22 protein-coding genes are annotated in these 21,972 nt (G+C 57.5%); 15 read left to right on the forward strand and 7 right to left on the reverse strand.

Translation table 11 applies throughout. The annotated features are described in order from the left end of the window. Positions 1–108 precede the first annotated feature (108 nt). From ACMGG3_RS18525 to ACMGG3_RS18540, 4 genes are all read left to right on the forward strand, one after another. Positions 109–1,731 carry an alpha-glucoside-specific PTS transporter subunit IIBC gene (locus tag ACMGG3_RS18525; protein WP_414149363.1) on the forward strand — a complete coding sequence of 541 codons (1,623 nt, stop codon included), beginning with the start codon at positions 109–111 and terminating at the stop codon, positions 1,729–1,731. Beyond that, entirely contained in the window at positions 1,728–3,050 is a 1,323-nt protein-coding gene (locus ACMGG3_RS18530) for a 6-phospho-alpha-glucosidase (RefSeq protein WP_221716973.1), read from the forward strand. Before ACMGG3_RS18525 ends, ACMGG3_RS18530 begins: the two co-directional genes overlap by 4 nt. 91 nt (positions 3,051–3,141) lie before the next feature. Continuing rightward, positions 3,142–3,489 carry a YidH family protein gene (locus ACMGG3_RS18535; RefSeq protein WP_020882741.1) on the forward strand — a complete coding sequence of 116 codons (348 nt, stop codon included), beginning with the start codon at positions 3,142–3,144 and terminating at the stop codon, positions 3,487–3,489. Further along, positions 3,479–3,826: a DUF202 domain-containing protein gene (locus ACMGG3_RS18540; protein ID WP_014167977.1), complete on the forward strand. Its 348-nt coding sequence runs from the start codon at positions 3,479–3,481 to the stop codon at positions 3,824–3,826. The genes ACMGG3_RS18535 and ACMGG3_RS18540 overlap by 11 nt, the downstream gene beginning before the upstream one ends. Here ACMGG3_RS18540 and dsdA read toward each other — a convergent pair. Next, positions 3,810–5,102 carry a D-serine ammonia-lyase gene (gene dsdA / locus ACMGG3_RS18545; protein WP_414149364.1) on the reverse strand — a complete coding sequence of 431 codons (1,293 nt, stop codon included), beginning with the start codon at positions 5,100–5,102 and terminating at the stop codon, positions 3,810–3,812. The two genes, ACMGG3_RS18540 and dsdA, sit on opposite strands and share 17 nt — an antisense overlap. A 17-nt stretch (positions 5,103–5,119) precedes the next feature. Then, positions 5,120–6,457 (reverse strand): D-serine transporter DsdX, encoded by a 1,338-nt coding sequence (dsdX, locus tag ACMGG3_RS18550; RefSeq protein WP_014167979.1) that lies wholly within the window; start codon positions 6,455–6,457, stop codon positions 5,120–5,122. 204 nt (positions 6,458–6,661) lie between these two features. Between dsdX and dsdC the strand changes: the two genes are divergently transcribed. Together dsdC and ACMGG3_RS18560 are read left to right on the forward strand one after the other, a co-directional pair. Next, positions 6,662–7,588 (forward strand): DNA-binding transcriptional regulator DsdC, encoded by a 927-nt coding sequence (gene dsdC / locus ACMGG3_RS18555; protein ID WP_025206531.1) that lies wholly within the window; start codon positions 6,662–6,664, stop codon positions 7,586–7,588. Positions 7,589–7,673: 85 nt separating this feature from the next. Next, positions 7,674–8,762 carry a cellulase family glycosylhydrolase gene (locus ACMGG3_RS18560; protein WP_414149365.1) on the forward strand — a complete coding sequence of 363 codons (1,089 nt, stop codon included), beginning with the start codon at positions 7,674–7,676 and terminating at the stop codon, positions 8,760–8,762. On the opposite strand, the gene emrD is transcribed toward ACMGG3_RS18560, so the two are convergent. The 4 genes from emrD to tisB form a co-directional block, all read right to left on the reverse strand. Further along, positions 8,665–9,849, reverse strand: a complete 1,185-nt coding sequence (gene emrD, locus ACMGG3_RS18565; protein WP_020882737.1) for a multidrug efflux MFS transporter EmrD — start codon at positions 9,847–9,849, stop codon at positions 8,665–8,667. The two genes, ACMGG3_RS18560 and emrD, sit on opposite strands and share 98 nt — an antisense overlap. 175 nt (positions 9,850–10,024) lie before the next feature. Next, the gene (locus tag ACMGG3_RS18570) at positions 10,025–10,858 is read right to left on the reverse strand and encodes an EamA family transporter (protein ID WP_020882736.1); all 834 of its coding nucleotides are present in this window, start codon (positions 10,856–10,858) and stop codon (positions 10,025–10,027) included. A gap of 62 nt (positions 10,859–10,920) precedes the next feature. Beyond that, positions 10,921–11,367: a GNAT family N-acetyltransferase gene (locus tag ACMGG3_RS18575; RefSeq protein WP_014167984.1), complete on the reverse strand. Its 447-nt coding sequence runs from the start codon at positions 11,365–11,367 to the stop codon at positions 10,921–10,923. Positions 11,368–11,431: 64 nt separating this feature from the next. Beyond that, the gene (tisB, locus tag ACMGG3_RS18580) at positions 11,432–11,521 is read right to left on the reverse strand and encodes a type I toxin-antitoxin system toxin TisB (protein ID WP_020684667.1); all 90 of its coding nucleotides are present in this window, start codon (positions 11,519–11,521) and stop codon (positions 11,432–11,434) included. A 525-nt stretch (positions 11,522–12,046) separates the two neighbouring features. Between tisB and ivbL the strand changes: the two genes are divergently transcribed. The 9 genes from ivbL (at position 12,047) to ACMGG3_RS18625 (ending at position 21,035) form a co-directional block, all read left to right on the forward strand. Then, the gene (gene ivbL / locus ACMGG3_RS18585) at positions 12,047–12,145 is read left to right on the forward strand and encodes an ilvB operon leader peptide IvbL (RefSeq protein ID WP_071605430.1); all 99 of its coding nucleotides are present in this window, start codon (positions 12,047–12,049) and stop codon (positions 12,143–12,145) included. 107 nt (positions 12,146–12,252) lie between these two features. After that, positions 12,253–13,941, forward strand: coding sequence for an acetolactate synthase large subunit (ilvB, locus tag ACMGG3_RS18590; protein ID WP_414149366.1), 1,689 nt, complete (start codon positions 12,253–12,255; stop codon positions 13,939–13,941). A gap of 3 nt (positions 13,942–13,944) precedes the next feature. Further along, positions 13,945–14,232, forward strand: a complete 288-nt coding sequence (gene ilvN, locus ACMGG3_RS18595; protein WP_014167986.1) for an acetolactate synthase small subunit — start codon at positions 13,945–13,947, stop codon at positions 14,230–14,232. A gap of 73 nt (positions 14,233–14,305) precedes the next feature. Further along, complete coding sequence (uhpA, locus tag ACMGG3_RS18600; RefSeq protein WP_014167987.1) at positions 14,306–14,899, forward strand: transcriptional regulator UhpA; 594 nt, start codon at positions 14,306–14,308, stop codon at positions 14,897–14,899. Next, on the forward strand, positions 14,896–16,401 hold the full coding sequence (gene uhpB / locus ACMGG3_RS18605; protein ID WP_025206526.1) for a signal transduction histidine-protein kinase/phosphatase UhpB: 1,506 nt from the start codon (positions 14,896–14,898) through the stop codon (positions 16,399–16,401). Before uhpA ends, uhpB begins: the two co-directional genes overlap by 4 nt. Continuing rightward, positions 16,394–17,713 carry an MFS transporter gene (locus ACMGG3_RS18610; protein ID WP_014167989.1) on the forward strand — a complete coding sequence of 440 codons (1,320 nt, stop codon included), beginning with the start codon at positions 16,394–16,396 and terminating at the stop codon, positions 17,711–17,713. Before uhpB ends, ACMGG3_RS18610 begins: the two co-directional genes overlap by 8 nt. A gap of 132 nt (positions 17,714–17,845) precedes the next feature. Continuing rightward, the gene (uhpT, locus tag ACMGG3_RS18615; RefSeq protein WP_020882733.1) at positions 17,846–19,237 is read left to right on the forward strand and encodes a hexose-6-phosphate:phosphate antiporter; all 1,392 of its coding nucleotides are present in this window, start codon (positions 17,846–17,848) and stop codon (positions 19,235–19,237) included. Positions 19,238–19,391: 154 nt separating this feature from the next. Next, complete coding sequence (locus ACMGG3_RS18620; protein WP_414149367.1) at positions 19,392–20,396, forward strand: alpha/beta fold hydrolase; 1,005 nt, start codon at positions 19,392–19,394, stop codon at positions 20,394–20,396. A gap of 186 nt (positions 20,397–20,582) precedes the next feature. Continuing rightward, positions 20,583–21,035, forward strand: coding sequence for a DUF1198 domain-containing protein (locus ACMGG3_RS18625; protein WP_014167992.1), 453 nt, complete (start codon positions 20,583–20,585; stop codon positions 21,033–21,035). On the opposite strand, the gene ACMGG3_RS18630 is transcribed toward ACMGG3_RS18625, so the two are convergent. Next, the gene (locus ACMGG3_RS18630) at positions 21,032–21,952 is read right to left on the reverse strand and encodes a LysR family transcriptional regulator (RefSeq protein WP_014167993.1); all 921 of its coding nucleotides are present in this window, start codon (positions 21,950–21,952) and stop codon (positions 21,032–21,034) included. The two genes, ACMGG3_RS18625 and ACMGG3_RS18630, sit on opposite strands and share 4 nt — an antisense overlap. Positions 21,953–21,972 lie beyond the last annotated feature (20 nt).

Below are 21,972 nucleotides of genomic sequence, written 5' to 3' on the forward strand. Positions count from 1 at the left end.
AGCGGCACGTCATGTTCGCCCATGGGTAAATTCTTATGCTCACTTCAGGCCCAGCAAAAAATCATAAAGGCCTCTACCCCCTACAGGTTGTTACGTGAGGATTTAAAAATGCTCAGTCAAATACAACGTTTTGGCGGCGCCATGTTTACCCCGGTGTTGTTATTTCCCTTTGCCGGGATCGTGGTCGGGATCGCCATCATGCTTCGCAACCCGCTGTTTGTGGGCGAGGCCTTAACCGCCCCCGATAATCTGTTCGCGCAAATTGTTCACATCATTGAAGAGGGCGGCTGGGCGGTGTTTCGCAATATGCCGCTGATTTTTGCCGTGGGTTTACCGATTGGTCTGGCGAAGCAGGCGCAGGGCCGCGCCTGCCTGGCGGTGCTGATCAGTTTTCTGACCTGGAACTACTTTATCAATGCGATGGGGATGACATGGGGTCATTTCTTTGGCGTCAACTTCGCCGCTGAGCCCACTGCTGGCAGCGGACTGGCCATGATTGCCGGTATCAAAACGCTCGATACCAGCATCATTGGGGCGATTGTGATTTCGGGGATTGTCACCGCTATCCACAACCGCTATTTCGACAAGCAGCTGCCTGTTTTCCTGGGGATTTTTCAGGGCACCTCGTTTGTCGTTATCCTCGCGTTCTTTGTGATGATCCCCTGCGCCTGGCTGACGCTGATGGGCTGGCCGAAAGTGCAGCTGGGCATTGAGTCCCTGCAGGCCTTTTTACGCTCTGCCGGTGCGCTGGGGGTGTGGGTTTATACCTTCCTGGAACGCATTCTGATCCCTACCGGATTACACCACTTTGTCTACGGTCCGTTTATCTTTGGCCCGGCAGCGGTCGAGGGCGGCATCCAGGTTTATTGGGCGCAGCATCTTCAGGAATTTAGCCAAAGCACGCTGCCGCTGAAAACCCTGTTCCCGGAAGGCGGTTTTGCGCTTCACGGCAACGCCAAAGTGTTTGGCTCTGTCGGGATTGCGCTGGCGCTCTGGTACACCACGTCACCGGAAAACCGCGTCAAAGTGGCAGGCCTGCTGATCCCGGCCACGCTGACCGCCGTGCTGGTGGGCATTACCGAGCCGCTGGAATTCACCTTCCTGTTCATTTCGCCGCTGCTGTTTGCCGTCCACGCCGTTCTGGCCGCCACGATGGCGACGGTGATGTACATCTTCGGCGTCGTGGGCAACATGGGCGGCGGACTGCTGGACCAGTTTCTGCCGCAAAACTGGATCCCCATGTTCCACAACCACGCCTCGACGGTATTCACCCAGATGGGTATCGGTCTTTGCTTCACCGGCCTCTATTTCGTGGTCTTCAAAACGCTGATTGAACGGCTGAACCTTAAAACCCCGGGCCGTGAAGAGAGCGAAGTCAAACTTTACAGCAAGGCGGATTATAAAGCGGCACGCGGGCAAACCACCGCACCGGCTGCCGCCAGCCAGCAGGTTGGGCAAGCCGCCGGATTCCTGCAGGCGCTGGGCGGCGCGGCCAATATCGAAAGCATTAATAACTGCGCCACCCGCTTACGTATCGCGCTGGTCGACATGGCGCAAACCCAAAGCGACGACGTCTTTAAGGCCCTGGGCGCACACGGTGTGGTGCGACGCGGCAACGGCATTCAGGTGATTGTTGGACTGCACGTTCCTCAGGTGCGAGACCAGCTTGAATCGCTGATGAAAACCCCTTCAACAAACGAACAAACTACCCTGACAGAGGCTATATCATGAAAAAATTCTCAGTTGTCATTGCAGGCGGCGGCAGTACCTTCACGCCGGGTATCGTCCTGATGCTGTTAGCCAACCGCGACCGTTTTCCGCTGCGCGCGCTGAAATTCTATGACAACGACGGCGCACGTCAGGAGACCATCGCCGAGGCGTGCAAGATCATCCTTAAAGAGCAGGCTCCGGAGATTGAGTTTAGCTACACCACCGATCCTGAAGCGGCCTTTACCGACGTCGATTTTGTGATGGCACATATCCGCGTGGGTAAATACCCGATGCGTGAAAAAGACGAGAAAATCCCCCTGCGTCACGGTGTGCTGGGTCAGGAGACCTGCGGACCCGGCGGGATCGCCTACGGCATGCGCTCTATTGGCGGCGTGCTGGAGCTGGTCGATTATATGGAGCAATACTCCCCGAATGCGTGGATGCTGAACTACTCGAACCCGGCGGCCATCGTGGCTGAAGCGACCCGTCGCCTGCGACCCAACGCCAAAATCCTCAACATCTGCGATATGCCCATCGGCATTGAAGGGCGTATGGCGCAGATAGTCGGCCTTAAAGACCGTAAAGAGATGCGCGTGCGTTACTACGGGCTGAACCACTTCGGATGGTGGACATCCATTGAAGATGCAAACGGCAATGATTTAATGCCGAAACTGCGCGAATATGTCGCGAAAAATGGCTATGTGCCGCCCTCTGACAATGCTCATACCGAAGCCAGCTGGAACGACACGTTCGCGAAGGCAAAAGATGTGCAGTCGCTGGATCCGGACACCATGCCAAACACTTATCTGAAATATTACTTGTTCCCGGACTACGTGGTCGCGCACTCCAATCCGGAACGCACGCGCGCTAACGAGGTGATGGATCACCGTGAGAAGCATGTGTTCAGCGCCTGCCGGGCGATTATCGAAGCCGGTGTATCATCCGCCGGGGAGCTGGAAATCGACGAACATGCGTCGTACATCGTCGATCTGGCGACTGCGATTGCCTTCAACACTCAGGAGCGCATGCTGCTGATTGTGCCCAACAACGGTGCCATTCATAACTTTGATGCCGACGCGATGGTAGAAATTCCGTGCCTGGTCGGTCATAACGGGCCGGAGCCGTTAACGGTGGGCGATATTCCACACTTCCAGAAAGGGTTGATGAGCCAACAGGTAGCGGTGGAAAAACTGGTAGTGGATGCCTGGGAGCAGCGCTCGTACCAGAAATTGTGGCAGGCGATTACGCTGTCGAAAACGGTGCCGAGCGCCTCCGTTGCGAAAGCGATTCTGGATGACCTGATCGAGGCCAACAAAGCGTACTGGCCAGCGCTGCATTAATCGTCCTGACCGGCATCGCCCGATGCCGGTCTCCTTGTCCTTGTCGATTTACGCTATGCTGGAACCTGCCTGTAGCAGACAAGGAATCTTCATGAAAATTTCCCGCCTCGGTGAAGCCCCTGACTACCGCTTCTCGCTGGCTAATGAGCGTACGTTCCTCGCATGGATCCGCACCGCGTTGGGCTTTCTCGCCGCGGGTGTGGGGCTTGACCAGCTCGCGCCTGATTTTGCCACGCCGCTGATCCGCGAAGTGCTGGCGTTGCTGCTGTGCCTGTTTGCCGGCGTGCTGGCCATATACGGCTACCTGCGCTGGCTGCGTAACGAAAAGGCGATGCGGCTTAAGCAGGATCTTCCCTATACGCGTGGGTTACTCATCATCAGCATGATTTTGCTGGCGGTAGCGGGCGTGGTGATGGTGCTGGTGTTGTATGGTGGATAACCGCAAAGCGCGACGCGAAGCCGACCCCGGCCTGCAGCCGGAGCGGACGTCGCTGGCCTGGCTGCGTACGTTACTGGGGTATGGCGCGCTGATTGCCCTCGCCATCAAGCACAACTGGCATCGCACAGGCGTGCCATTCTGGATCTCACTGGTCGTGCTGGCGCTTGTGGCGATCGTTTTGTGGCGCTATACCCGCAGTCGCAACGTAATGGATGTGACGCAGGACGATTTTGTACAGCCGAAGGCGGTGCGCGATAAGTTCCTGATCGCCCTCGCGGTGCTGTCGTTGTCACTGCTGTTTGCGGTCACCCATCTGCAGTTTATTTTTTCCCTTTAGCCAGGTACTTCGCCATCTCGTCTTCCGGCACCATTCCGCCGCCGGTTGCCCAGACCAGATGGGTCGCGTTCGCGGATGCGACAGGAACACGCAGCGGCCCGGCCATGCCCGCCAGCGCCGACGGCTCAAGGCGAATGCCTTCTTCCTGCGCCAGCCAGCCGAGCATGTCGTACATGCTTTGATCGGAAAGGGTATAGAACCCGTCAAGCAGCCGCTCCATCGCCCGGCCCACAAAGCCAGACGCGCGTCCAACCGCCAGCCCGTCGGCGGCCGTCACGTTGTCGATACCCAGATCCTGCACGGCGATGGCATCATGCAGCCCGGTGTAGACGCCCAGCAGCATGCACGGGGAGTGCGTCGGCTCGGCGAAGAAACAGTGTACGTTGTCGCCAAAGGCCAGCTTCAGGCCAAACGCCACGCCGCCAGGACCGCCACCGACGCCACAAGGCAAATAGACGTACAGCGGATGTTCCGCATCCACCACGCGGCCCTGCGCGGCAAACTGCGCTTTTAGCCGCTCGCCTGCCACCGCATAGCCGAGGAACAGCGTGCGGGAGTTCTCATCGTCGATAAAGAAACAGTTCGGATCGCTCTCCGCGGCCTTACGTCCTTGCTCCACCGCCACGCCGTAATCCTGCTCATATTCCACAACGATCACACCGTGGCTGCGCAGTTTGGCTTTTTTCCACTCACGGGCATCGGCAGACATGTGCACCGTAACCTGAAAGCCGATGCGCGCGCTCATGATGCCAATGGACATCCCGAGGTTGCCGGTGGATCCCACCGCGATACTGTACTGGCTGAAGAACGCTTTAAAACGCGGTTCCAGCAGGATGCTGTAATCGTCTTCGACGCTCAGCAACCCTGCTTCCAGCGCCAGTTTTTCGGCGTGAGTCAGCACTTCATAGATGCCCCCGCGCGCTTTGATGGAGCCAGAGATAGGCAGATGACTGTCTTTTTTCAGCAGCAGCGTGCCGGGAATGGCTATCCCCGATTCGTTCTCCAGCCTTTTCTGCATCGCCGGAATAGCCACCAGTTCGGACTCGATAATCCCCTGCGTGGCCGCCGTTTCGGGGAACGCTTTTGCCAGATACGGCGCAAAGCGGTTAAGGTGTGCATGCGCATCGTCCACATCGGCTTTGCTCAGCCCGACATACGGCAACCCTTCAGCAAGCGAGGTGGTGCGCGGGTTTAGCCAGGTGGTCTCTTTCAGGGCAATCAGATCCTCAATCAGAGGGAACTGTGCGGTTAAGGTGCTGATAGTTGCGTTTTCCATAGTACGTCTCTTCGCGCTCAGATAATGAAAGAAAGCAGGAATGTGCTGCCAAGTGCAAGTACCGAGGCGATAAACGTCGCCGTCGTATAGTACTTCAGGGTCTCGTTCAGGCTGGCACCGCAGTACTGCTTCACCAGCCAGAAGAGGGAATCGGTCACGATCGTGCAGCCAATGGCACCGGAACCGATGGCAATGGTGATGATCTCCGGACTGACGTTAGGATAGAGCGGCAGCATGGGTGCGACGATGGCGGTTGCGCCCATCATCGCCACCGTGGCCGACCCCACCGCCGCGTGCAGAACCAGCGCCACCAGCCACGCGAGCAGGATCGGGTGCATATTCAGGTTCGACAGAATGTGCGCCAGGGTATCGGCCAGGCCGCTGGTTTTGAGGATGGCGTTAAACGCGCCGCCCGCGCCGATAATCAACAGAATGTTGGCGATGGCGCCAAAGCCATGCTCGGTATGGGTCAGCATCGTACCCATCCCCATATGCTGGCGCAGCCCCAGCAGGTAATAGGCGACGAACACGGCGATGAACATGGCGGTGATCGGGTTACCGATAAATTCCAGCAGCGTATACAGCGTGCCTTCTCTTGCCATATTCAGCTCGGCGAGGGTCTTCACCAGCATCAGGCCAATGGGCAGCAGCACGGTAAACAGCGTGGCTCCCAGCGAGGGCAGCGTATGTTCTTCACGAACATTGAGGTCAGAAAATTCAGCCGGGACGGCTTTGAAGGGCAGGCGATCGCCCAGCAATTTCAGGAACAGCGGGCCGCCAACCAGCGAGGCCAGCAGGCCAACCATCAGACCGTAGACGATAACCGTCCCCACGTCCGCCCCCAGCTTATTCGTGACAAACAGGGCCGCCGGGTGCGGCGGAACCACGCAGTGCACCGCCATCAGCGCGGTACAGAGGGGAATGGCCAGCTTCAGCAGCGAGGTATGGGTCTTTTTGGCGATGGAGAAGGCCAGCGGGATCAGCAGGACGACGCCGACTTCAACAAACAGCGTAATGCCGCAGATAAGCCCCACCAGTACCATGATGACATCAGCTGACAGCCAGCGGCAACGCTGAAGCGCTATCCCAATGCGTTCTGCCGCACCGGACACCTCCATCATTTTGCCGAGGATGGTGCCAAGCCCGATCACCGCCGCCAGGAAGCCGAGCGTGCCGCCAATACCGCTTTCAATGGCATTCACCATGTCCAGCGGGCGCATTCCCATCATGGCACCGACAAAAAAGCTCGCCAGCAGCAGCGCCAGGAACGGGTGAAACTTCAGTTTTACGATAGTTAATACGATTAACGCGATGCTGATGAGCAGCGTCGCCACAACCCAGACCTGAGCACCCATATCTCACCTCACCCTTATGTTATTTACGGGTATTGGACGAAAAATCAGCGGGTGATGACAAACGATATAAATTGCCTTTCAGGTGAGCCAGATTGGATCAAACGCGTGACTGGACTCAAAAAAGCGCACTTAATGCGTGTTTGGTTCACATAAATTCAACTTTGAGCGGTATCCTGAGCAGCAAAAGTCTGTGTGAGAAGTGCGATGAATGACGCAAATGAAGGTCGAAACCGGCTGTTAAACGGCTGGCAACTGTCAAAAATGTATACGTTTGAAGTGGCCGCCCGCCACGAGTCCTTCGCGCTGGCGGCGGAGGAGCTGTCGCTCAGCCCCAGTGCGGTGAGCCACCGTATCAACCTGCTGGAAGAGGAGTTAGGGATAGCGCTGTTTGTCCGCTCCCACCGTAAAGTGGAGCTGACGCAGGAGGGTAAACGCGTCTACTGGACGCTGAAATCGTCGCTGGATACGTTGAACCAGGAGATCCTGGATATCAAGAACCAGGCGCTGTCCGGTACGTTGACGGTTTACTCTCGCCCGTCGATTGCCCAGTGCTGGCTGGTGCCTATGCTCGGAGATTTCACCCGGCGTTATCCCGCGATCTCGCTGACCATCCTGACCGGCAATGAAAACGTCAATATGCAGCGAACCGGTATCGATCTGGCGCTCTATTTCGACGATACGCCGCCAGCCAATTTGACGCATCACTTCCTGATGGACGAGGCGATTTTACCCGTCTGCTCGCCGGCGTATGCCCGGGAACATGACCTGCTGAAAAACCCCGCCCACCTCAGCCACTGTACGCTCCTGCACGATCGCCAGGCCTGGAGCAACGATTCCGGTACCGACGAATGGCTCAGCTGGGCGGCACATTTTGCAGTGAACATGCCATCATCATCGGGCATTGGCTTCGATCGTTCTGATTTAGCGATTGTCGCGGCAATGAACCATGTCGGGGTCGCGATGGGGCGAAAACGGCTGGTACAAAAGCGGCTCGAACGCGGTGAGTTGATTGCACCGTTTGGGGAGAAAACGCTTAAATGCCATCAGCATTACTACATGTCGACCCTGCCAGGACGACAGTGGCCGAAAATAGATGCCTTTATTAGCTGGCTGAGAGAACTGGCTGGCTGAAGAATTATTACGCTTTGGCGCTACACCAAATGTGAAAAAGCGTGCTAAATACAGGTAATGCTTTTGATTTCTCGCAAGGTACACCGTGTTAAAGCCTTTGATTGCCACTGCGTTACTGTTCTCTTCCGGCTGGGTGATTGCCGCTGAGCCACCGCTGACGGCTGTGCTTTATGCGCAAAAGCTGGGCGTGGGGATGGACGTAGACTGGGCGCGCACCGAGCGCGGCATTCGGGAGTTCGATCCGCTGGTGGTTCGCGATTTTCGTGCGAAGGGTATCAGCCATGTGCGTATCCGCGTGGCCGATGAACCGACGGAAGCGCGGCTGATTCATCTGCGTAAGCTGGTGGAAGCCTGCGAGCAATACGGGGTGATCCCGATTATCGCTTATCAGGCCGATGAATATAAAAACGACCCGAAAGCCGAGACGGAAAAAGAGGTGATTAACTGGTGGATTGCCGTGGCGCACTACTTCGGCCAAAGCTATCCCCTGCTGGGTTTTGACCTGATTTATGAACCGGCGGACAAGCTCAACCATAACGCCGCGTCGCTTAACCGGGTTTACGAGAAAACCGTCAAAGACATTCATGCAATTGATGCTAATCGCATGATCTTCATCGCGCCACGTCTGCGGGCTGCGCCAGAGGACCTCTCCAGCCTGAAACTCCCGGCGCACAGCCAAAATTATCTGCTGGCGGAGTGGCACATTTTCCCGTGGGGTCCGCTAAAGAGTAACGGTAAATATCCGTGGACGTCCGGGACGGTGGCGGAGAAAGCGGCTATCCATAATCGTATTGCGACCGCGCTGCACTGGCAGCAAAAAACCGGTCACGTCAGCTGGGTGGGCGGCTGGGGCGTGGGTGAATCAAATCACTTCACCCCAACCGCATCGCAAATGGCGTTTGCCTCGTTTATGGCCTGCGAACTGCAAAAGGCCAAAGTTCCCTACGCTATCAACGCGGATATTCAGTTTTACGACGGGGAAGAGGGCGCCTGGCGTCCTGCGCCAGAGCCGCTGCTGCAGGCCATGATCGCGCCTGTTTGTGAAAAGCCCGGCGAGAAGCCGGGCCATCATGCGGTTAAACCGGCTGCTCGTGATGGGGAACACGCGACGCCAGCGGCAGCCAGCACAGTAAAATCAGCAGCCCCATCAGCGTCATCAGCAAACCCAGACTAGCCTGGCCAGTTTGCGGCATCATCGCCGAGAGCCAGGCCAGCGCGCCGGAACCGATGTTCTGCAGTCCCCCCACCAGTGCGCCCGCCGTGCCTGCGAGGAACGGGAACGGCTCCATTGCGCCGCTGGTGGCGAGCGGGAACAGCATCCCCGCGCCGAAGAAGAACAGCGCCGCCGGGATCAGCAGCGTCCAGACGGTCATCACGCCAAACAGCCCCGGGATCCACATCATCAGACCTGCCAGCAGGCAGCTGATCACCGACTGCCACATCAGCGTTGAGAAACGCTTGTTCTGACGGCCGGCAAACCAGGCACCAAAGAACGCGGCCGGGATGGGCAGAATAAACAGGATACTGACGACCATGCTGCTCAGGCCAAGCCCGGCACCCAGCAGCACGCCGGAGCAGGCTTCAAACACGGCAATACCCGCCAGGCCACCAACCAGCATCAGCAGATAACAGGTGAACGCGCCGTTGCCGAACAGCGTTTTATAGCTGGTGATAAGGCGGGTGCGCGGCGCGTCCGTTGGCCGGGTTTCCGGCATCCACCGCGCCATGCTGAAGGTCACAATCACGCACAGCACCAGCAGGAAAGCGTAGCAGGCACGCCAGGACCACATCGTATCGAGCAAGCCGCCAATTAGCGGTGCCAGCAGCGGGCTCACCAGAATCCCCATATTTAACAAACTGTTGGCATGGCGGAGCTGGGTGCCCTGATAGAGATCGCGTGGCAGGGTTCGCGCCATCACCCCTCCGACGCCGGTGCCGACACCCTGCAGGGCGCTGGCGGCAATCAATATGGTCAGGTTATGGGTGGTAATGGCAATCACCGTCGCCACCATGAAAATGGACATACCCACCAGAATCACCGGGCGACGCCCGACGCGGTCAGACAGCGGTCCATAGAACAGCTGCGAAACGCCATAGGTCAGCAGATAAGCTGCCATTACGCTCTGTACTGCGCCCTCGCGGACGTTAAGTTCCTTTGCCATATCGGCGATCGCCGGAATGTAGATGGTTTGCGCCATCTGACCGACGGCCACCAGTAACACCAGCATCAACAATAAGTTAACATTCCTGTGTTTTTTCATGTCGCTGAATACTTTTGCCAAAAGAGAGAAATAAAGAATAAGTGACTACGCATTCCCATAAATGCGCGAGGAATCTACCACAGAGAGAGGACAAATTAAGCATTCCTGTGATGAATGTCAGAAGGGGTAAAGGCAGGATTTGTAAACAAGATCGGCAACTAATGTTGCCAGTGATTTATGCCAGGCGCAGCAGGATCGCCCCGCCCGCAATTCCCACTGCGGCCGCGATACGCAGGCCCGCAACCTTCTCTTTTAACAGCACAAATGCGATCAGCGCCCCGAAGAGAATGGATGTTTCACGCAGGGCGGCGACCACGGCCAGCGGAGCCTGGGTCATCGCCCAGAGCGCCAGGCCGTAAGAGCCCATGGTGCCGATACCCCCGAGCAGCCCTTTTTTCCAGTGCGTACGCAGGTATCTGGAAGCTTCGCGTCGGCGTGCCATCATCGCCCAGAAGAGCAGGCAGAAGCCATTCATAAAGAAGGTCCACAGCGTATAGCCCAGCGCGGTGTCTGATAACCGCACGCCGGTGCCATCGACCAGCGTATACCCGGCGATAAAGCAGGCATTGAGCAGTGCAAGCCAGACCCCCTTACGCGACGTCATGCGGCCGTTCATGGCCATAGCCAGAATCGACAGGCAGATCACGGCGATGCCGGACCACGCGAGCCATGACAGGCTATCTCCCAGCACCAGCACGCTTATCAATGCCACCAGCAGCGGTGCCGTACCGCGCATCAGCGGATAGGTCTGGCTCATATCGGAGACCTGGTAGGTCTTTGCAACCAGCACCGTGTACACCACCTGCAGCGCGCAGGAGACCCCTAAAAACGGCCAGCTGGCAGCAGACGGCTGTGGGGAGAAGGGCAGTAATACCAGGGCGATAAACGCGGCGGAACCGCTAACGCTGATTGCTGAATAGAGCTTGTCTGTACCGGCTTTAACAATGGCGTTCCAGCTGGCATGCAGCAGTGCGGCGAACAGTAAAATGCAGAAGACGGTAATGGTCATGGCGTATCTGGCGGTGAATTGTCACTCAACTGTAACATTCACAACCTGATGCTGCCAGCCGGTCACACCGCGCAAAACAGACGGTGTGTGACCCGTGGTTCATCCGAGACCAGCGTAAAGCCCGCCTGATGATAAAACCCGTATGCAGCGTCCGGCGCGTGGGTGTTGAGAAAATCAAACCAGATGCTGGCATCGGCCATTACCACGGTCAGAAGCTGCTTACCAATGCCCAGCCCGCGGCACTTCTCGCTGACGTAGAGATGACGAATGCGGCCGGCGCGCGGCTGCTGGCTGAAGGGATCGCGGTTAAGACCGCATACGCCCACCAGCTTGCCGTTCAAAAAGGCGCCCAGCAGCTTTTCGCCCGGTGCGTTAAAACGGTTTTCACCGCGCTGCCAGTTCTCTTCCAGCCGGCGCAGCATGTTGAAATTCGATGCGATACTTTCGGCCTTTAAGGCGATATAGCCTGGTTCTTCTGGCGTGACAGGCTCAATTAACAGACGCGACATAGCATTCCCTCGTTATTAAAGAGGGGCGGTTGCCCGCCCCTCTCAGGTGCGACTTGAACCTGAATCACCGAAGGTATTTCAGGACAGCATCAAGTAGTTGCAGTACAGCAACAATGAGTTTGAGGATAAGTATCACCATATCCACTACGCTCATACGCGTCTCCTTTTGGTTAAAAGGAGCACGATGCTGGCGTACCTTTCCGCCGCCTGTGACCAGCACCTGGATTGACGTAACACAGTGTGCTCACTTCAGGGGGTTAAGGCACTGACGGCACCACCCGTTTCAGCCAGGACTTCGTTGCGCCGGTAGAACTGCGGCCCCCTCGCTCACTGCGAACACCCTCAGTATAGATAAATACTGTATGCATGAACAGTATTTTTTGGACAAAATTCAGAAGGCGGTCCATACTCAAAAACGTCAAAATCCGTGCCTGAATTGCGCGTTCGTCTTCGATCGCGTATACTTTTTGCGTTGACGTAACACAGTGTGTTCTGCGGCGACCAACCGCAAAACCTCTGAAAAAAAACCTCGCTCAGGCGAGGTTTTTTGTTTTCTGCACGCAACAAACGAAACGTGATCTTCGACGCATTTTTGCGCAGATGAAAATATTTCCATTGTCATGCCCGAAAAGCTGTGTTTGTATAAATTCTATCAATAGATTCCAAACACAGGTCCCCAATGACAGCATCCATGTTCACCTCGACCCTACTAGCAACTGCGCAACCAGCCGCAGTGGTCGTCGTGCGTGTGGTGGTGGTCGTCGGCAATGCGCCGTAGGGACTGGATCAACACACAAATCCAAAACCCCGCCGGCGCAAACCGGGCGGGGTTTTTCGTTTAAGGACCCTCCCCGGAAAGTCGGCTCAGAAGAAAAGGACTGGAGCATGGCAAGTTCGGGCACAACATCCACCAAAACGCGTTTCACGGGCGCGCAGTTAATCGTTCATTTGCTGGAACGACAGGGCATCACCACGGTTGCGGGGATCCCGGGCGGCACGGTGCTGCCGCTGTATGATGCGTTAAGCCAAAGCACGCAGATTCGTCACGTTCTGGCGCGTCACGAGCAGGGCGCGGGTTTCATCGCTCAGGGCATGGCGCGTACGCAGGGCAAACCCGCGGTCTGTATGGCCTGCAGTGGCCCGGGTGCGACTAACCTGGTCACCGCTATCGCCGACGCGCGCCTGGACTCAATTCCACTGATCTGCATCACCGGCCAGGTGCCGTCCTCCATGATCGGTACCGATGCGTTTCAGGAAGTGGATACCTACGGCATCTCTATCCCCATCACTAAACATAACTATTTAGTTCGCGATATCACCGAGCTTCCTCAGGTTATCAGCGATGCGTTTCGTATTGCGCAATCCGGCCGTCCCGGCCCGGTGTGGATAGACATTCCTAAGGATGTTCAGACCGCAGAGATCGAGATTGACGTGCTGCCGGAGCCGGGTGAACGTGCGCCAGCGCCGCAGTTCAGCGCAGAGAGCGTGCAGGCTGCAGCGGCGATGATTAACGCCGCCAGACGCCCGGTGCTTTATCTGGGTGGCGGGGCGATTAATGCCTCCGACGCGGTACGCCAGCTCGCAGAGAAAGCCAGCCTGCCCACCACCATGACCCTGATGGCGCTGGGTATGTTGCCAAAAGCATACCCGCTGTCGCTGGGTATGCTGGGGATGCACGGCGCGCGCAGCACGAACTACATTCTGCAAGAAGCGGATTTGCTGATTGTTCTGGGTGCACGTTTTGATGACCGGGCGATTGGCAAGACCGAGCAGTTCTGCCCGAACGCCAAAATCATTCATGTGGATATCGACCGTGCCGAGCTGGGTAAAATCAAGCAGCCGCACGTGGCGATTCAGGGTGATGTTGCCGAGGTGCTGGCGCAGTTGATTCCGCAAACGAACGCTTCCGATCGCGCCGACTGGCGTCAGCTGGTTGCCGATCTGCAAAAAGAGTTCCCGGGCGCTATCCCAACCGAGGGGGACCCGCTGAGCCATTACGGGCTGATTAACGCCGTGGCCGCCTGCGTTGATGACAGCGCAATTATCACCACCGACGTAGGCCAGCACCAGATGTGGACCGCCCAGGCCTACCCGTTGAACCGTCCGCGTCAGTGGCTGACCTCGGGTGGACTGGGGACCATGGGCTTTGGCCTCCCGGCGGCAGTGGGCGCGGCGCTGGCCAATCCCGATCGCAAGGTGATCTGCTTCTCCGGTGACGGTAGCCTGATGATGAACATTCAGGAAATGGCGACGGCAGCCGAAAACCAGTTAGACGTGAAAATCATCCTGATGAACAACCAGGCGCTGGGGCTGGTGCACCAGCAGCAGAGTCTGTTCTATACGCAGGGCGTGTTTGCCGCGACCTACCCAGGAACGATTAACTTTATGCAGATTGCCGCCGGTTTTGGCCTGCATACCTGCGATTTGAACGCCGAAGCGGACCCTCATGCGGCGCTGCAGGCGGCGATTTCTCGTCCTGGCCCGGCGCTGATCCACGTGCGTATCGATCCTGAACAAAAAGTGTACCCGATGGTGCCGCCAGGTGCGGCAAATACTGAGATGGTGGGGGAATAAGCCATGCAGAAACAACATGATAACGTCATTCTGGAACTCACCGTCCGCAACCACCCTGGCGTGATGACGCACGTCTGTGGGCTTTTTGCCCGCCGCGCGTTTAACGTGGAAGGTATCCTCTGTCTGCCCATTCAGGGCAGCGAGCACAGCCGCATCTGGCTACTGGTGAATGACGATCAGCGTCTGGAGCAGATGATTGCGCAGATCGACAAGCTGGAAGATGTCGAGAAAGTGGTGCGCAACCAGTCCGATCCCACCATGTTTAACAAAATTGCGGTGTTCTTCGAGTAAATAGCGCAAAGCTTGAACCCCCACGCGCTTATCGTTAAGGTAAGCGCGTTTTTTAACCCGCCAGGAACTCGCCATGACCACCATCGCCCTTATTGACGACCACCTCATCGTCCGCTCCGGATTTGCCCAGCTGCTGAACCTTGAGCCTGATTTTCAGGTGGTGGCGGAGTTCGGCTCCGGTCGCGAGGCGCTGGCAGGTTTGCCCGGGCGCGGTGTCCAGGTCTGTATCTGCGATATCTCGATGCCGGATCTCTCAGGACTCGAGCTGCTGAGCCAGTTGCCGAAAGGGATGGCGATCGTGATGCTCTCGGTCCATGACAGCCCGGCGCTGGTGGAGCAGGCACTGAACGCAGGCGCACGCGGATTTCTTTCCAAGCGCTGCAGCCCGGACGAACTGATCGCTGCCGTGCGCACGGTCTCCACCGGCGGGTGCTACCTGACGCCGGATATCGCCATCAAGCTGGCGGCAGGGCGACAGGACCCACTCACCCGACGCGAACGTCAGGTGGCAGAAAAACTGGCACAGGGGATGTCGGTGAAAGAGATTGCCGTGGACCTGGGGCTGTCGCCAAAAACCGTTCACGTTCACCGCGCTAATCTGATGGAAAAACTCGGCGTCAGTAATGACGTTGAACTGGCGCGCCGCATGTTCGACAGCTGGCAATGAACCCGCTGTTTTCACGGCTGATCGCCGTTGCTGCCAGTTTTTCCATTTTCTCCGCCGCCTGGTTCTGCCTGTGGAGCATCAGCCTGCATCTGGTTGAACGCCCGGAGCTGGCGGTGCTGCTTTTCCCGTTTGGCCTGCGTCTGGGGCTGATGCTGCAATGCCCGCGCGGTTTCTGGCCGGTACTGCTGGGCGCCGAATGGCTGATGCTGGTCTGGCTGGCGCAGGAGGTGGCGCTGGCGCACTTGCCTTTACTGGTGACGGGCAGCGTACTCACGCTGATCCCGGTGGCGCTGATCTCCCGTTATCGTCACCAGCGCGACTGGCGCACGCTGCTGCGTCAGGGGGCTGCGCTGATTGCCGCCGCGCTGTTGCAGTCCCTGCCGTGGACCGGCGAGGAGGAGATGCTTAACGCCCTTCTGCTGACGCTGACCGGCGGTCTGACGCTGGCTCCCACCTGCCTGGTTATCTGGCACTACCTCACCAGTACCGTCTGGCAGCCGCTCGGACCGGCGCTGGTCTCTCAGCCGGTAAACTGGCGCGCCCGGCATCTTATCTGGTATCTGCTGCTGTTTGCGATCAGCCTGTGGCTGCAGCTTGGCCTGCCCGATGAGCTGTCGCGCTTTACCCCGTTTTGCCTGGCGTTGCCGATTATTGCCCTCGCGTGGCACTACGGCTGGCAGGGCGCGCTGATTGCCACCCTGATGAACGCTATCGCGCTGATTGCCAGCCAGACCTGGCACGATCACCCCGTCGATTTACTGCTCTCCCTGCTGGCCCAGAGCCTGACCGGGCTGCTGCTGGGGGCCGGGATTCAGCGCCTGCGTGAACTTAACCACTCATTACAAACCGAGCTGGCGCGTAATCGCCGTCTGGCAGAACGCCTGCTGGAAACGGAAGAGAGCGTCCGGCAGGAGGTGGCCCGCGAGTTGCACGATGACATCGGCCAGACCATTACCGCCATTCGTACTCAGGCAGGCATCGTTCAGCGTCTGGCGGCCGAAAACGCTGGCGTAAAGCAGGGCGGGGCACATATCGAACAGCTCTCTCTTGGTGTGTATGACTCGGTGCGGCGACTGCTTGGCAGGCTGCGACCGCGCCAGCTGGACGATCTTACGCTTGAGCAGGCGGTACGGTCTCTGATGCGCGAGATGGAGCTGGAAAGCCGCGGGATCGTCAGCCATCTTGACTGGCGCATCAATGAATCTTTGCTGAGCGAGGGTCAGCGCGTCACGCTGTTCCGCGTCTGTCAGGAAGGGCTGAATAATATTGTTAAGCACGCCAGCGCCAGCGCGGTAACGCTGCAGGGATGGCAACAGGATGAACGCCTGATGCTGGTGATTGAAGATGATGGCTGCGGTCTGCCGCCGGGCTCCGGCCAGCTGGGTTTTGGCCTGGCGGGCATGCGTGAGCGCGTCAAGGCGTTGGGTGGTACCCTGACCATCTCCTGCACCCACGGCACGCGTGTCAGCGTCAGTTTACCGCTGAGGAGTCAGCATGTTTAAAACCCCGGCGAATGCCGCCCCGCTAAACGATAAACGTGAAATTGACGCCCGCTATCGTTACTGGCGTCGCCATATCCTGATCACCATCTGGCTGGGGTATGCGCTTTTTTACTTTACCCGCAAAAGTTTCAATGCCGCCGCGCCGGAAATCCTCGCCAGCGGGGTGATGACACGCACCGATATTGGCCTGCTGGCGACGCTGTTTTACATCACCTACGGCCTGTCGAAGTTCTTCTCCGGTATCGTCAGCGACCGCTCGAATGCCCGTTATTTTATGGGCTCTGGACTCATTGCCACCGGGGTGGTGAACATTCTGTTTGGCTTCTCCACCTCGCTCTGGGCCTTTGCGCTGCTGTGGGCGTTGAACGCCTTTTTCCAGGGATGGGGCGCGCCGGTGTGTGCCCGTCTGCTCACCGCCTGGTACTCGCGCAACGAGCGTGGCGGCTGGTGGGCGATCTGGAACACGGCGCATAACGTCGGGGGGGCGCTTATTCCGATGGTGGTCGGGGCGGCGGCGCTGCACTACGGCTGGCGCACGGGAATGATGATTGCCGGCGGGCTGGCGATCGTTGCCGGGCTGTTTCTCTGCTGGCGACTGCGTGACAGGCCACAAACCGTGGGGCTGCCCGCGGTAGGCGACTGGCGGCACGACGAGATGGAAGTCGCTCAACAGCAGGAAGGTGCAGGGCTGACGCGTAAAGAGATCCTCACCAAATATGTGCTGTTAAATCCCTATATCTGGTTACTCTCCCTCTGCTACGTGCTGGTCTACGTGGTGCGTGCGGCGATCAACGACTGGGGCAATCTGTATATGTCCGAAACCCTGGGCGTCGATCTGGTGACCGCCAACTCGGCGGTGACGATGTTCGAGCTGGGCGGCTTTATCGGCGCGCTGGTGGCGGGATGGGGCTCGGATAAGCTCTTCAACGGTAACCGCGGGCCGATGAATCTGATCTTCGCCGCCGGGATTTTGCTTTCCGTTGGTTCGCTATGGCTGATGCCGTTTGCCAGCTACGTGATGCAGGCGGCGTGTTTCTTCACCACCGGTTTTTTCGTCTTTGGCCCGCAGATGCTGATCGGCATGGCCGCGGCGGAGTGTTCACACAAAGACGCCGCGGGAGCAGCGACGGGCTTTGTCGGGCTGTTTGCTTACCTTGGCGCATCGCTCTCCGGCTGGCCGCTGGCGCGGGTGATCGACGTCTGGCACTGGAGCGGTTTCTTCGCCGTGATCGCCATCGCGGCAGGAATTTCGGCCCTGCTGCTGCTGCCGTTCCTGCATGCGCAGGCGCCGCGCGAGGCACACGAAGCGTGATGTGCTTCACCTTTTCATCCCGAATAGCGCAAAACTAAGAAATTTTCCTGGTTTCACCTGGACGCTGTCTCAGGCGTCGCTCCCGGCTGGTTTTTACAATGCTGCAAAAATCAGCTCAGGAGTAAACCAATCATGCTGGCCTTCTTAAATCAGGTGCGCAAACCGACCCTGGATCTGCCGCTCGATGTGCGGCGTAAAATGTGGTTCAAACCGTTCATGCAGTCTTACCTGGTGGTCTTTATCGGCTACCTGACCATGTACCTGATCCGCAAAAACTTTAACATCGCGCAGAACGACATGATCTCAACCTACGGGCTGAGCATGACGCAGCTGGGGATGATTGGCCTGGGCTTCTCCATCACTTACGGCGTGGGTAAAACCGTCGTCTCCTACTACGCGGACGGCAAAAACACCAAACAGTTCCTGCCGTTTATGCTGATCCTCTCCGCCATCTGTATGCTCGGCTTCAGCGCCAGCATGGGCGCGGGCTCCGTCAGCCTGTTCATGATGATCGCCTTCTACGCCCTGAGCGGTTTCTTCCAGAGTACCGGCGGGTCGTGCAGTTACTCCACCATCACCAAATGGACCCCGCGTCGTAAGCGTGGTTCGTACCTCGGCATGTGGAACATCTCCCACAACCTCGGTGGGGCAGGTGCGGCAGGCGTGGCGCTGTTCGGCGCAAACTACCTGTTCGACGGCCACGTGATCGGCATGTTTATCTTCCCGTCGATTATCGCCCTGATCGTCGGCTTTATTGGCCTGCGCTACGGCAGCGACTCCCCGGAATCGTACGGCCTCGGCAAAGCCGAAGAGCTGTTCGGCGAGGAGATCAGCGAAGAGGACAAAGAGACCGAAGAAAACGAGATGTCCAAATGGCAGATCTTTGTTGAGTACGTGCTGAAAAACAAAGTGATCTGGCTGCTGTGCTTCTCCAACATCTTCCTGTACGTGGTGCGCATCGGCATCGACCAGTGGTCGACCGTGTATGCCTTCCAGGAGCTGAAGCTCTCCAAAGAAGTTGCGATTCAGGGCTTTACCCTGTTCGAAGTGGGCGCGCTGGTCGGCACGCTGCTGTGGGGCTGGCTCTCGGACCTCGCCAATGGTCGCCGCGCGCTGGTGGCCTGCGTCGCGCTGGCGCTGATTATCGCCACGCTCGGCGTCTACCAGCACGCCAGCAACCAGTACGTTTACCTGGCGTCCCTGTTCGCGCTCGGCTTCCTGGTGTTTGGTCCACAGCTGCTGATCGGCGTGGCAGCAGTCGGCTTCGTACCGAAAAAAGCGATCGGCGCTGCCGATGGAATTAAAGGCACCTTCGCCTACCTGATCGGTGACAGCTTCGCCAAGCTGGGTCTGGGTATGATCGCCGACGGCACGCCGATTTTCGGCCTCACCGGCTGGGCGGGCACCTTTGCCGCGCTGGATGCCGCCGCCATCGGCTGTATCGTCCTGATGGCGATGGTCGCGGTGCTGGAAGAACGTAAGATCCGCCGTGAAAATCGGATGCAGAAATTAAAAGTAGCCTGAGTGTGCAGGTAACTTCTTTGCCCGGTTGACCGCCGGGCTTTTTTTTACATCCCACCTTTACCCCCCTTTACAGACCCGCTCCCTGCAATGCTCTACATTTTAATTTTGCTGCCGCACCCCGCGGCTTTTGTCCGTTTTGTTATGGAGAGCTTGCATGGTAAACCGACGACTATCCTGTCTTGCGCTATTGGTGGCGCTTGCCTCCCCCGCCCTGGCGGCGGATGCGCCGACGTACGGCGAGAAGCTGGAGGGGTTTGATTACGCCTGGCCGGTTAAGCATTTCACCTTTACCTCGCAACATCAGCCGCTTGATATGGCCTATCTGGACGTTAAGCCAGAAAAACCCAACGGCCGCACCGTGGTGCTGATGCACGGTAAAAACTTCTGCGCCGGAACGTGGGAGGGGACTATCCGCGCGCTTTCCGCCAGCGGATACCGCGTGGTGGCACCAGACCAGATTGGTTTTTGTAAATCCACCAAACCCGAGCATTACCAGTACACCTTCCAGCAGCTGGCGGATAACATCCACGCGTTGCTTAAGCAGCTCGGCGTCGATCGCGTGACGGTTATTGGGCACTCGACCGGCGGCATGCTGGCGACCCGCTACGCGCTCATGTGGCCACAGGAAGTGGAACAGCTGGTGATGGTTAACCCGATTGGTTTAGAAGACTGGAAAGCCCGCGGCGTACCGCATATTACGGTCGATCAGTGGTATCAGCGTGAACTTAAAACCAGCGCCGATGGTATTCGTCAGTACGAGAAAAATACTTACTATGCCGGGGAGTGGAAGCCGGAGTATGAGCGTTGGGTGACGATGCTGGCCGGGCTGAACAATGGGCCGGGCAAAACGCGTGTCGCCTGGAACTCAGCCCTGCTCTACGACATGATTTATACCCAGCCGGTGATCTACGAATTTGGTGAACTGAAGATGCCGGTATTATTGATGATCGGCACCAAAGACAACACCGCCATCGGGAAAGACCTCGCCCCGCCGGCGATCCGCAAGACGCTGGGCAACTATGCAGTACTGGGTAAGGAGACGGAAAAACGCATTCCGCATGCGACGCTGGTTGAGTTTAACGACATGGGCCATGCGCCGCAGATGCAGGACCCTCAGCGCTTCCATGACGCGCTGCTGAAAGGGCTGCAGGCACGCTGACCGGTCTAAAGCAACAGCCCCGCAGCCCGTTCTGCGCGGGCTGTCTTCGGCGCACTACACGCCAGCATGCCTGGCGCTGCCCTCATAACGATTTTCCACCTTTTTTCACTGTACTATTATGGCCTTGACCGCTGTCGACGCCGCGCGTTTCCCGCTATGATGAGTGGCTGACGTAGAGGAGAACGCATGGTCTGGATAATGCTGGCAACGCTTGCCGTGGTGTTTGTGGTGGGATTTCGGGTCCTGACCTCAGATTCACGTCGCGCAATTAAACGCCTGAGCGAGCGGCTGGGGATCACCCCGGTTCCTGTAGAATCGATGATCGATCAGTTCGGTAAAACGCCCGGCAATGAGTTTATCCGCTACCTTGAACGCCCGGACGAAGCGCATCTGCAAAACGCGGCGCAGGTGCTGCTGATCTGGCAGGTCTGCATTGTCGACGGCAGTGAAGAGAATTTGCTTGCCTGGCACCGTATGCTGCGTAAAGCCCGTCTGGCCGCGCCGATCACGGACGCGCAGGTCCGTCTGACGCTGGGTTTTATGCGTGAAATGGAGCCCGATCCGCAGGAGCTAAACGCCTTCCAGCTGCGCTATAACCAGCTTTTCCTGCCGGAAGAGGGCGTGTTTTACCTGCATTAAGCCGTTTTCCCGCATAACACATTCTGTGCGTTAAGAATCTCCTCTCTATTTTCATTGAGGCGAGTGGCGGCATAGATATCTATGTTTAACCTTTTTGCCTCGGCGTCCGTGAGTTCACGGTAGCAAAGTCCTTCCTGATTAAAGGTGCATTTCGACTGAGGCAGCAGCGCAAATCCTTTCCCTCTTGCGATACGGCTTAGCATCACAAGGGTATCATCCGGCTCTTTTATCCGCTTCAGAGGCGTTTTCAGCGTATCAAAGTAGCTTTCGCATTTGTCGTAAAATGACGGGTTGGCACTTCTGGAAAACCAGAAAATGGGAAGATCGCTAATATCCTCCAGCGCGACTTTCTCTTTCAGGCTGGCAGGATGTAAAGAGGGCATTGCGATGAGCAACGGTTCCTGGCAGACCCAGCGGTATTGAACAATGTCTTCATGACCCGTTCCTTTTTCACCGGTCAGCACCAGATCCAGCATGTTTTTAGACAAGCTTTGCAGCAGTTGGGCTGACGTCAGGTCCGGCGTTTCGACATCATCTCCCGCGTTCATTTTTTGAAGCTGGGTATTCACGGGTTCAATATATTCAAAATTAAGGGTCCGCGTGAGTCCAATACGCAGGCTCGTTTCAGAAGAGAGAGGATCTTCTTTTAGGTTACTGATGTCTTTGAGTATTTTTTCAGCCTGAACAACCAGCGCACGGCCTGCTTCTGTGAGGCTAACGTCATGTGTGTTGCGGCTGAACAACTGACGTTTCAGAACCGCTTCAAGGCATTTTATCTGACGCGTCAATGGCGGTTGAGTCATGCGTAGGCGTTCGGCAGCCTTACGGAAGTTCAGTTCATGTGCGACAGCGAGAAAGCATTGTAATTGTTTGATACTGGGCAGGTTATTGCTGATTAAATGTTCTGCTGTGGCCATACGTGGGTCCTGAATGCGAA

Source organism: Enterobacter sp. BNK-18, assembly GCF_047456135.1.
GTDB classification, from domain to species: domain Bacteria; phylum Pseudomonadota; class Gammaproteobacteria; order Enterobacterales; family Enterobacteriaceae; genus Enterobacter; species Enterobacter ludwigii.

Bases quoted from the DNA above. Each gene is read 5' to 3' on its own strand.
- ACMGG3_RS18525 (WP_414149363.1), top strand. From the start codon at position 109: ATGCTCAGTCAAATACAACGTTTTGGCGGCGCCATGTTTACCCCGGTG.
- ACMGG3_RS18530 (WP_221716973.1), top strand. From the start codon at position 1,728: ATGAAAAAATTCTCAGTTGTCATTGCAGGCGGCGGCAGTACCTTCACG.
- ACMGG3_RS18535 (WP_020882741.1), top strand. From the start codon at position 3,142: ATGAAAATTTCCCGCCTCGGTGAAGCCCCTGACTACCGCTTCTCGCTG.
- ACMGG3_RS18540 (WP_014167977.1), top strand. From the start codon at position 3,479: ATGGTGGATAACCGCAAAGCGCGACGCGAAGCCGACCCCGGCCTGCAG.
- dsdA (WP_414149364.1), bottom strand. From the start codon at position 5,102: ATGGAAAACGCAACTATCAGCACCTTAACCGCACAGTTCCCTCTGATT.
- dsdX (WP_014167979.1), bottom strand. From the start codon at position 6,457: ATGGGTGCTCAGGTCTGGGTTGTGGCGACGCTGCTCATCAGCATCGCG.
- dsdC (WP_025206531.1), top strand. From the start codon at position 6,662: ATGAATGACGCAAATGAAGGTCGAAACCGGCTGTTAAACGGCTGGCAA.
- emrD (WP_020882737.1), bottom strand. From the start codon at position 9,849: ATGAAAAAACACAGGAATGTTAACTTATTGTTGATGCTGGTGTTACTG.
- ACMGG3_RS18570 (WP_020882736.1), bottom strand. From the start codon at position 10,858: ATGACCATTACCGTCTTCTGCATTTTACTGTTCGCCGCACTGCTGCAT.
- ACMGG3_RS18575 (WP_014167984.1), bottom strand. From the start codon at position 11,367: ATGTCGCGTCTGTTAATTGAGCCTGTCACGCCAGAAGAACCAGGCTAT.
- tisB (WP_020684667.1), bottom strand. From the start codon at position 11,521: ATGAGCGTAGTGGATATGGTGATACTTATCCTCAAACTCATTGTTGCT.
- ivbL (WP_071605430.1), top strand. From the start codon at position 12,047: ATGACAGCATCCATGTTCACCTCGACCCTACTAGCAACTGCGCAACCA.
- ilvB (WP_414149366.1), top strand. From the start codon at position 12,253: ATGGCAAGTTCGGGCACAACATCCACCAAAACGCGTTTCACGGGCGCG.
- ilvN (WP_014167986.1), top strand. From the start codon at position 13,945: ATGCAGAAACAACATGATAACGTCATTCTGGAACTCACCGTCCGCAAC.
- uhpA (WP_014167987.1), top strand. From the start codon at position 14,306: ATGACCACCATCGCCCTTATTGACGACCACCTCATCGTCCGCTCCGGA.
- uhpB (WP_025206526.1), top strand. From the start codon at position 14,896: ATGAACCCGCTGTTTTCACGGCTGATCGCCGTTGCTGCCAGTTTTTCC.
- ACMGG3_RS18610 (WP_014167989.1), top strand. From the start codon at position 16,394: ATGTTTAAAACCCCGGCGAATGCCGCCCCGCTAAACGATAAACGTGAA.
- uhpT (WP_020882733.1), top strand. From the start codon at position 17,846: ATGCTGGCCTTCTTAAATCAGGTGCGCAAACCGACCCTGGATCTGCCG.
- ACMGG3_RS18620 (WP_414149367.1), top strand. From the start codon at position 19,392: ATGGTAAACCGACGACTATCCTGTCTTGCGCTATTGGTGGCGCTTGCC.
- ACMGG3_RS18625 (WP_014167992.1), top strand. From the start codon at position 20,583: ATGGTCTGGATAATGCTGGCAACGCTTGCCGTGGTGTTTGTGGTGGGA.
- ACMGG3_RS18630 (WP_014167993.1), bottom strand. From the start codon at position 21,952: ATGGCCACAGCAGAACATTTAATCAGCAATAACCTGCCCAGTATCAAA.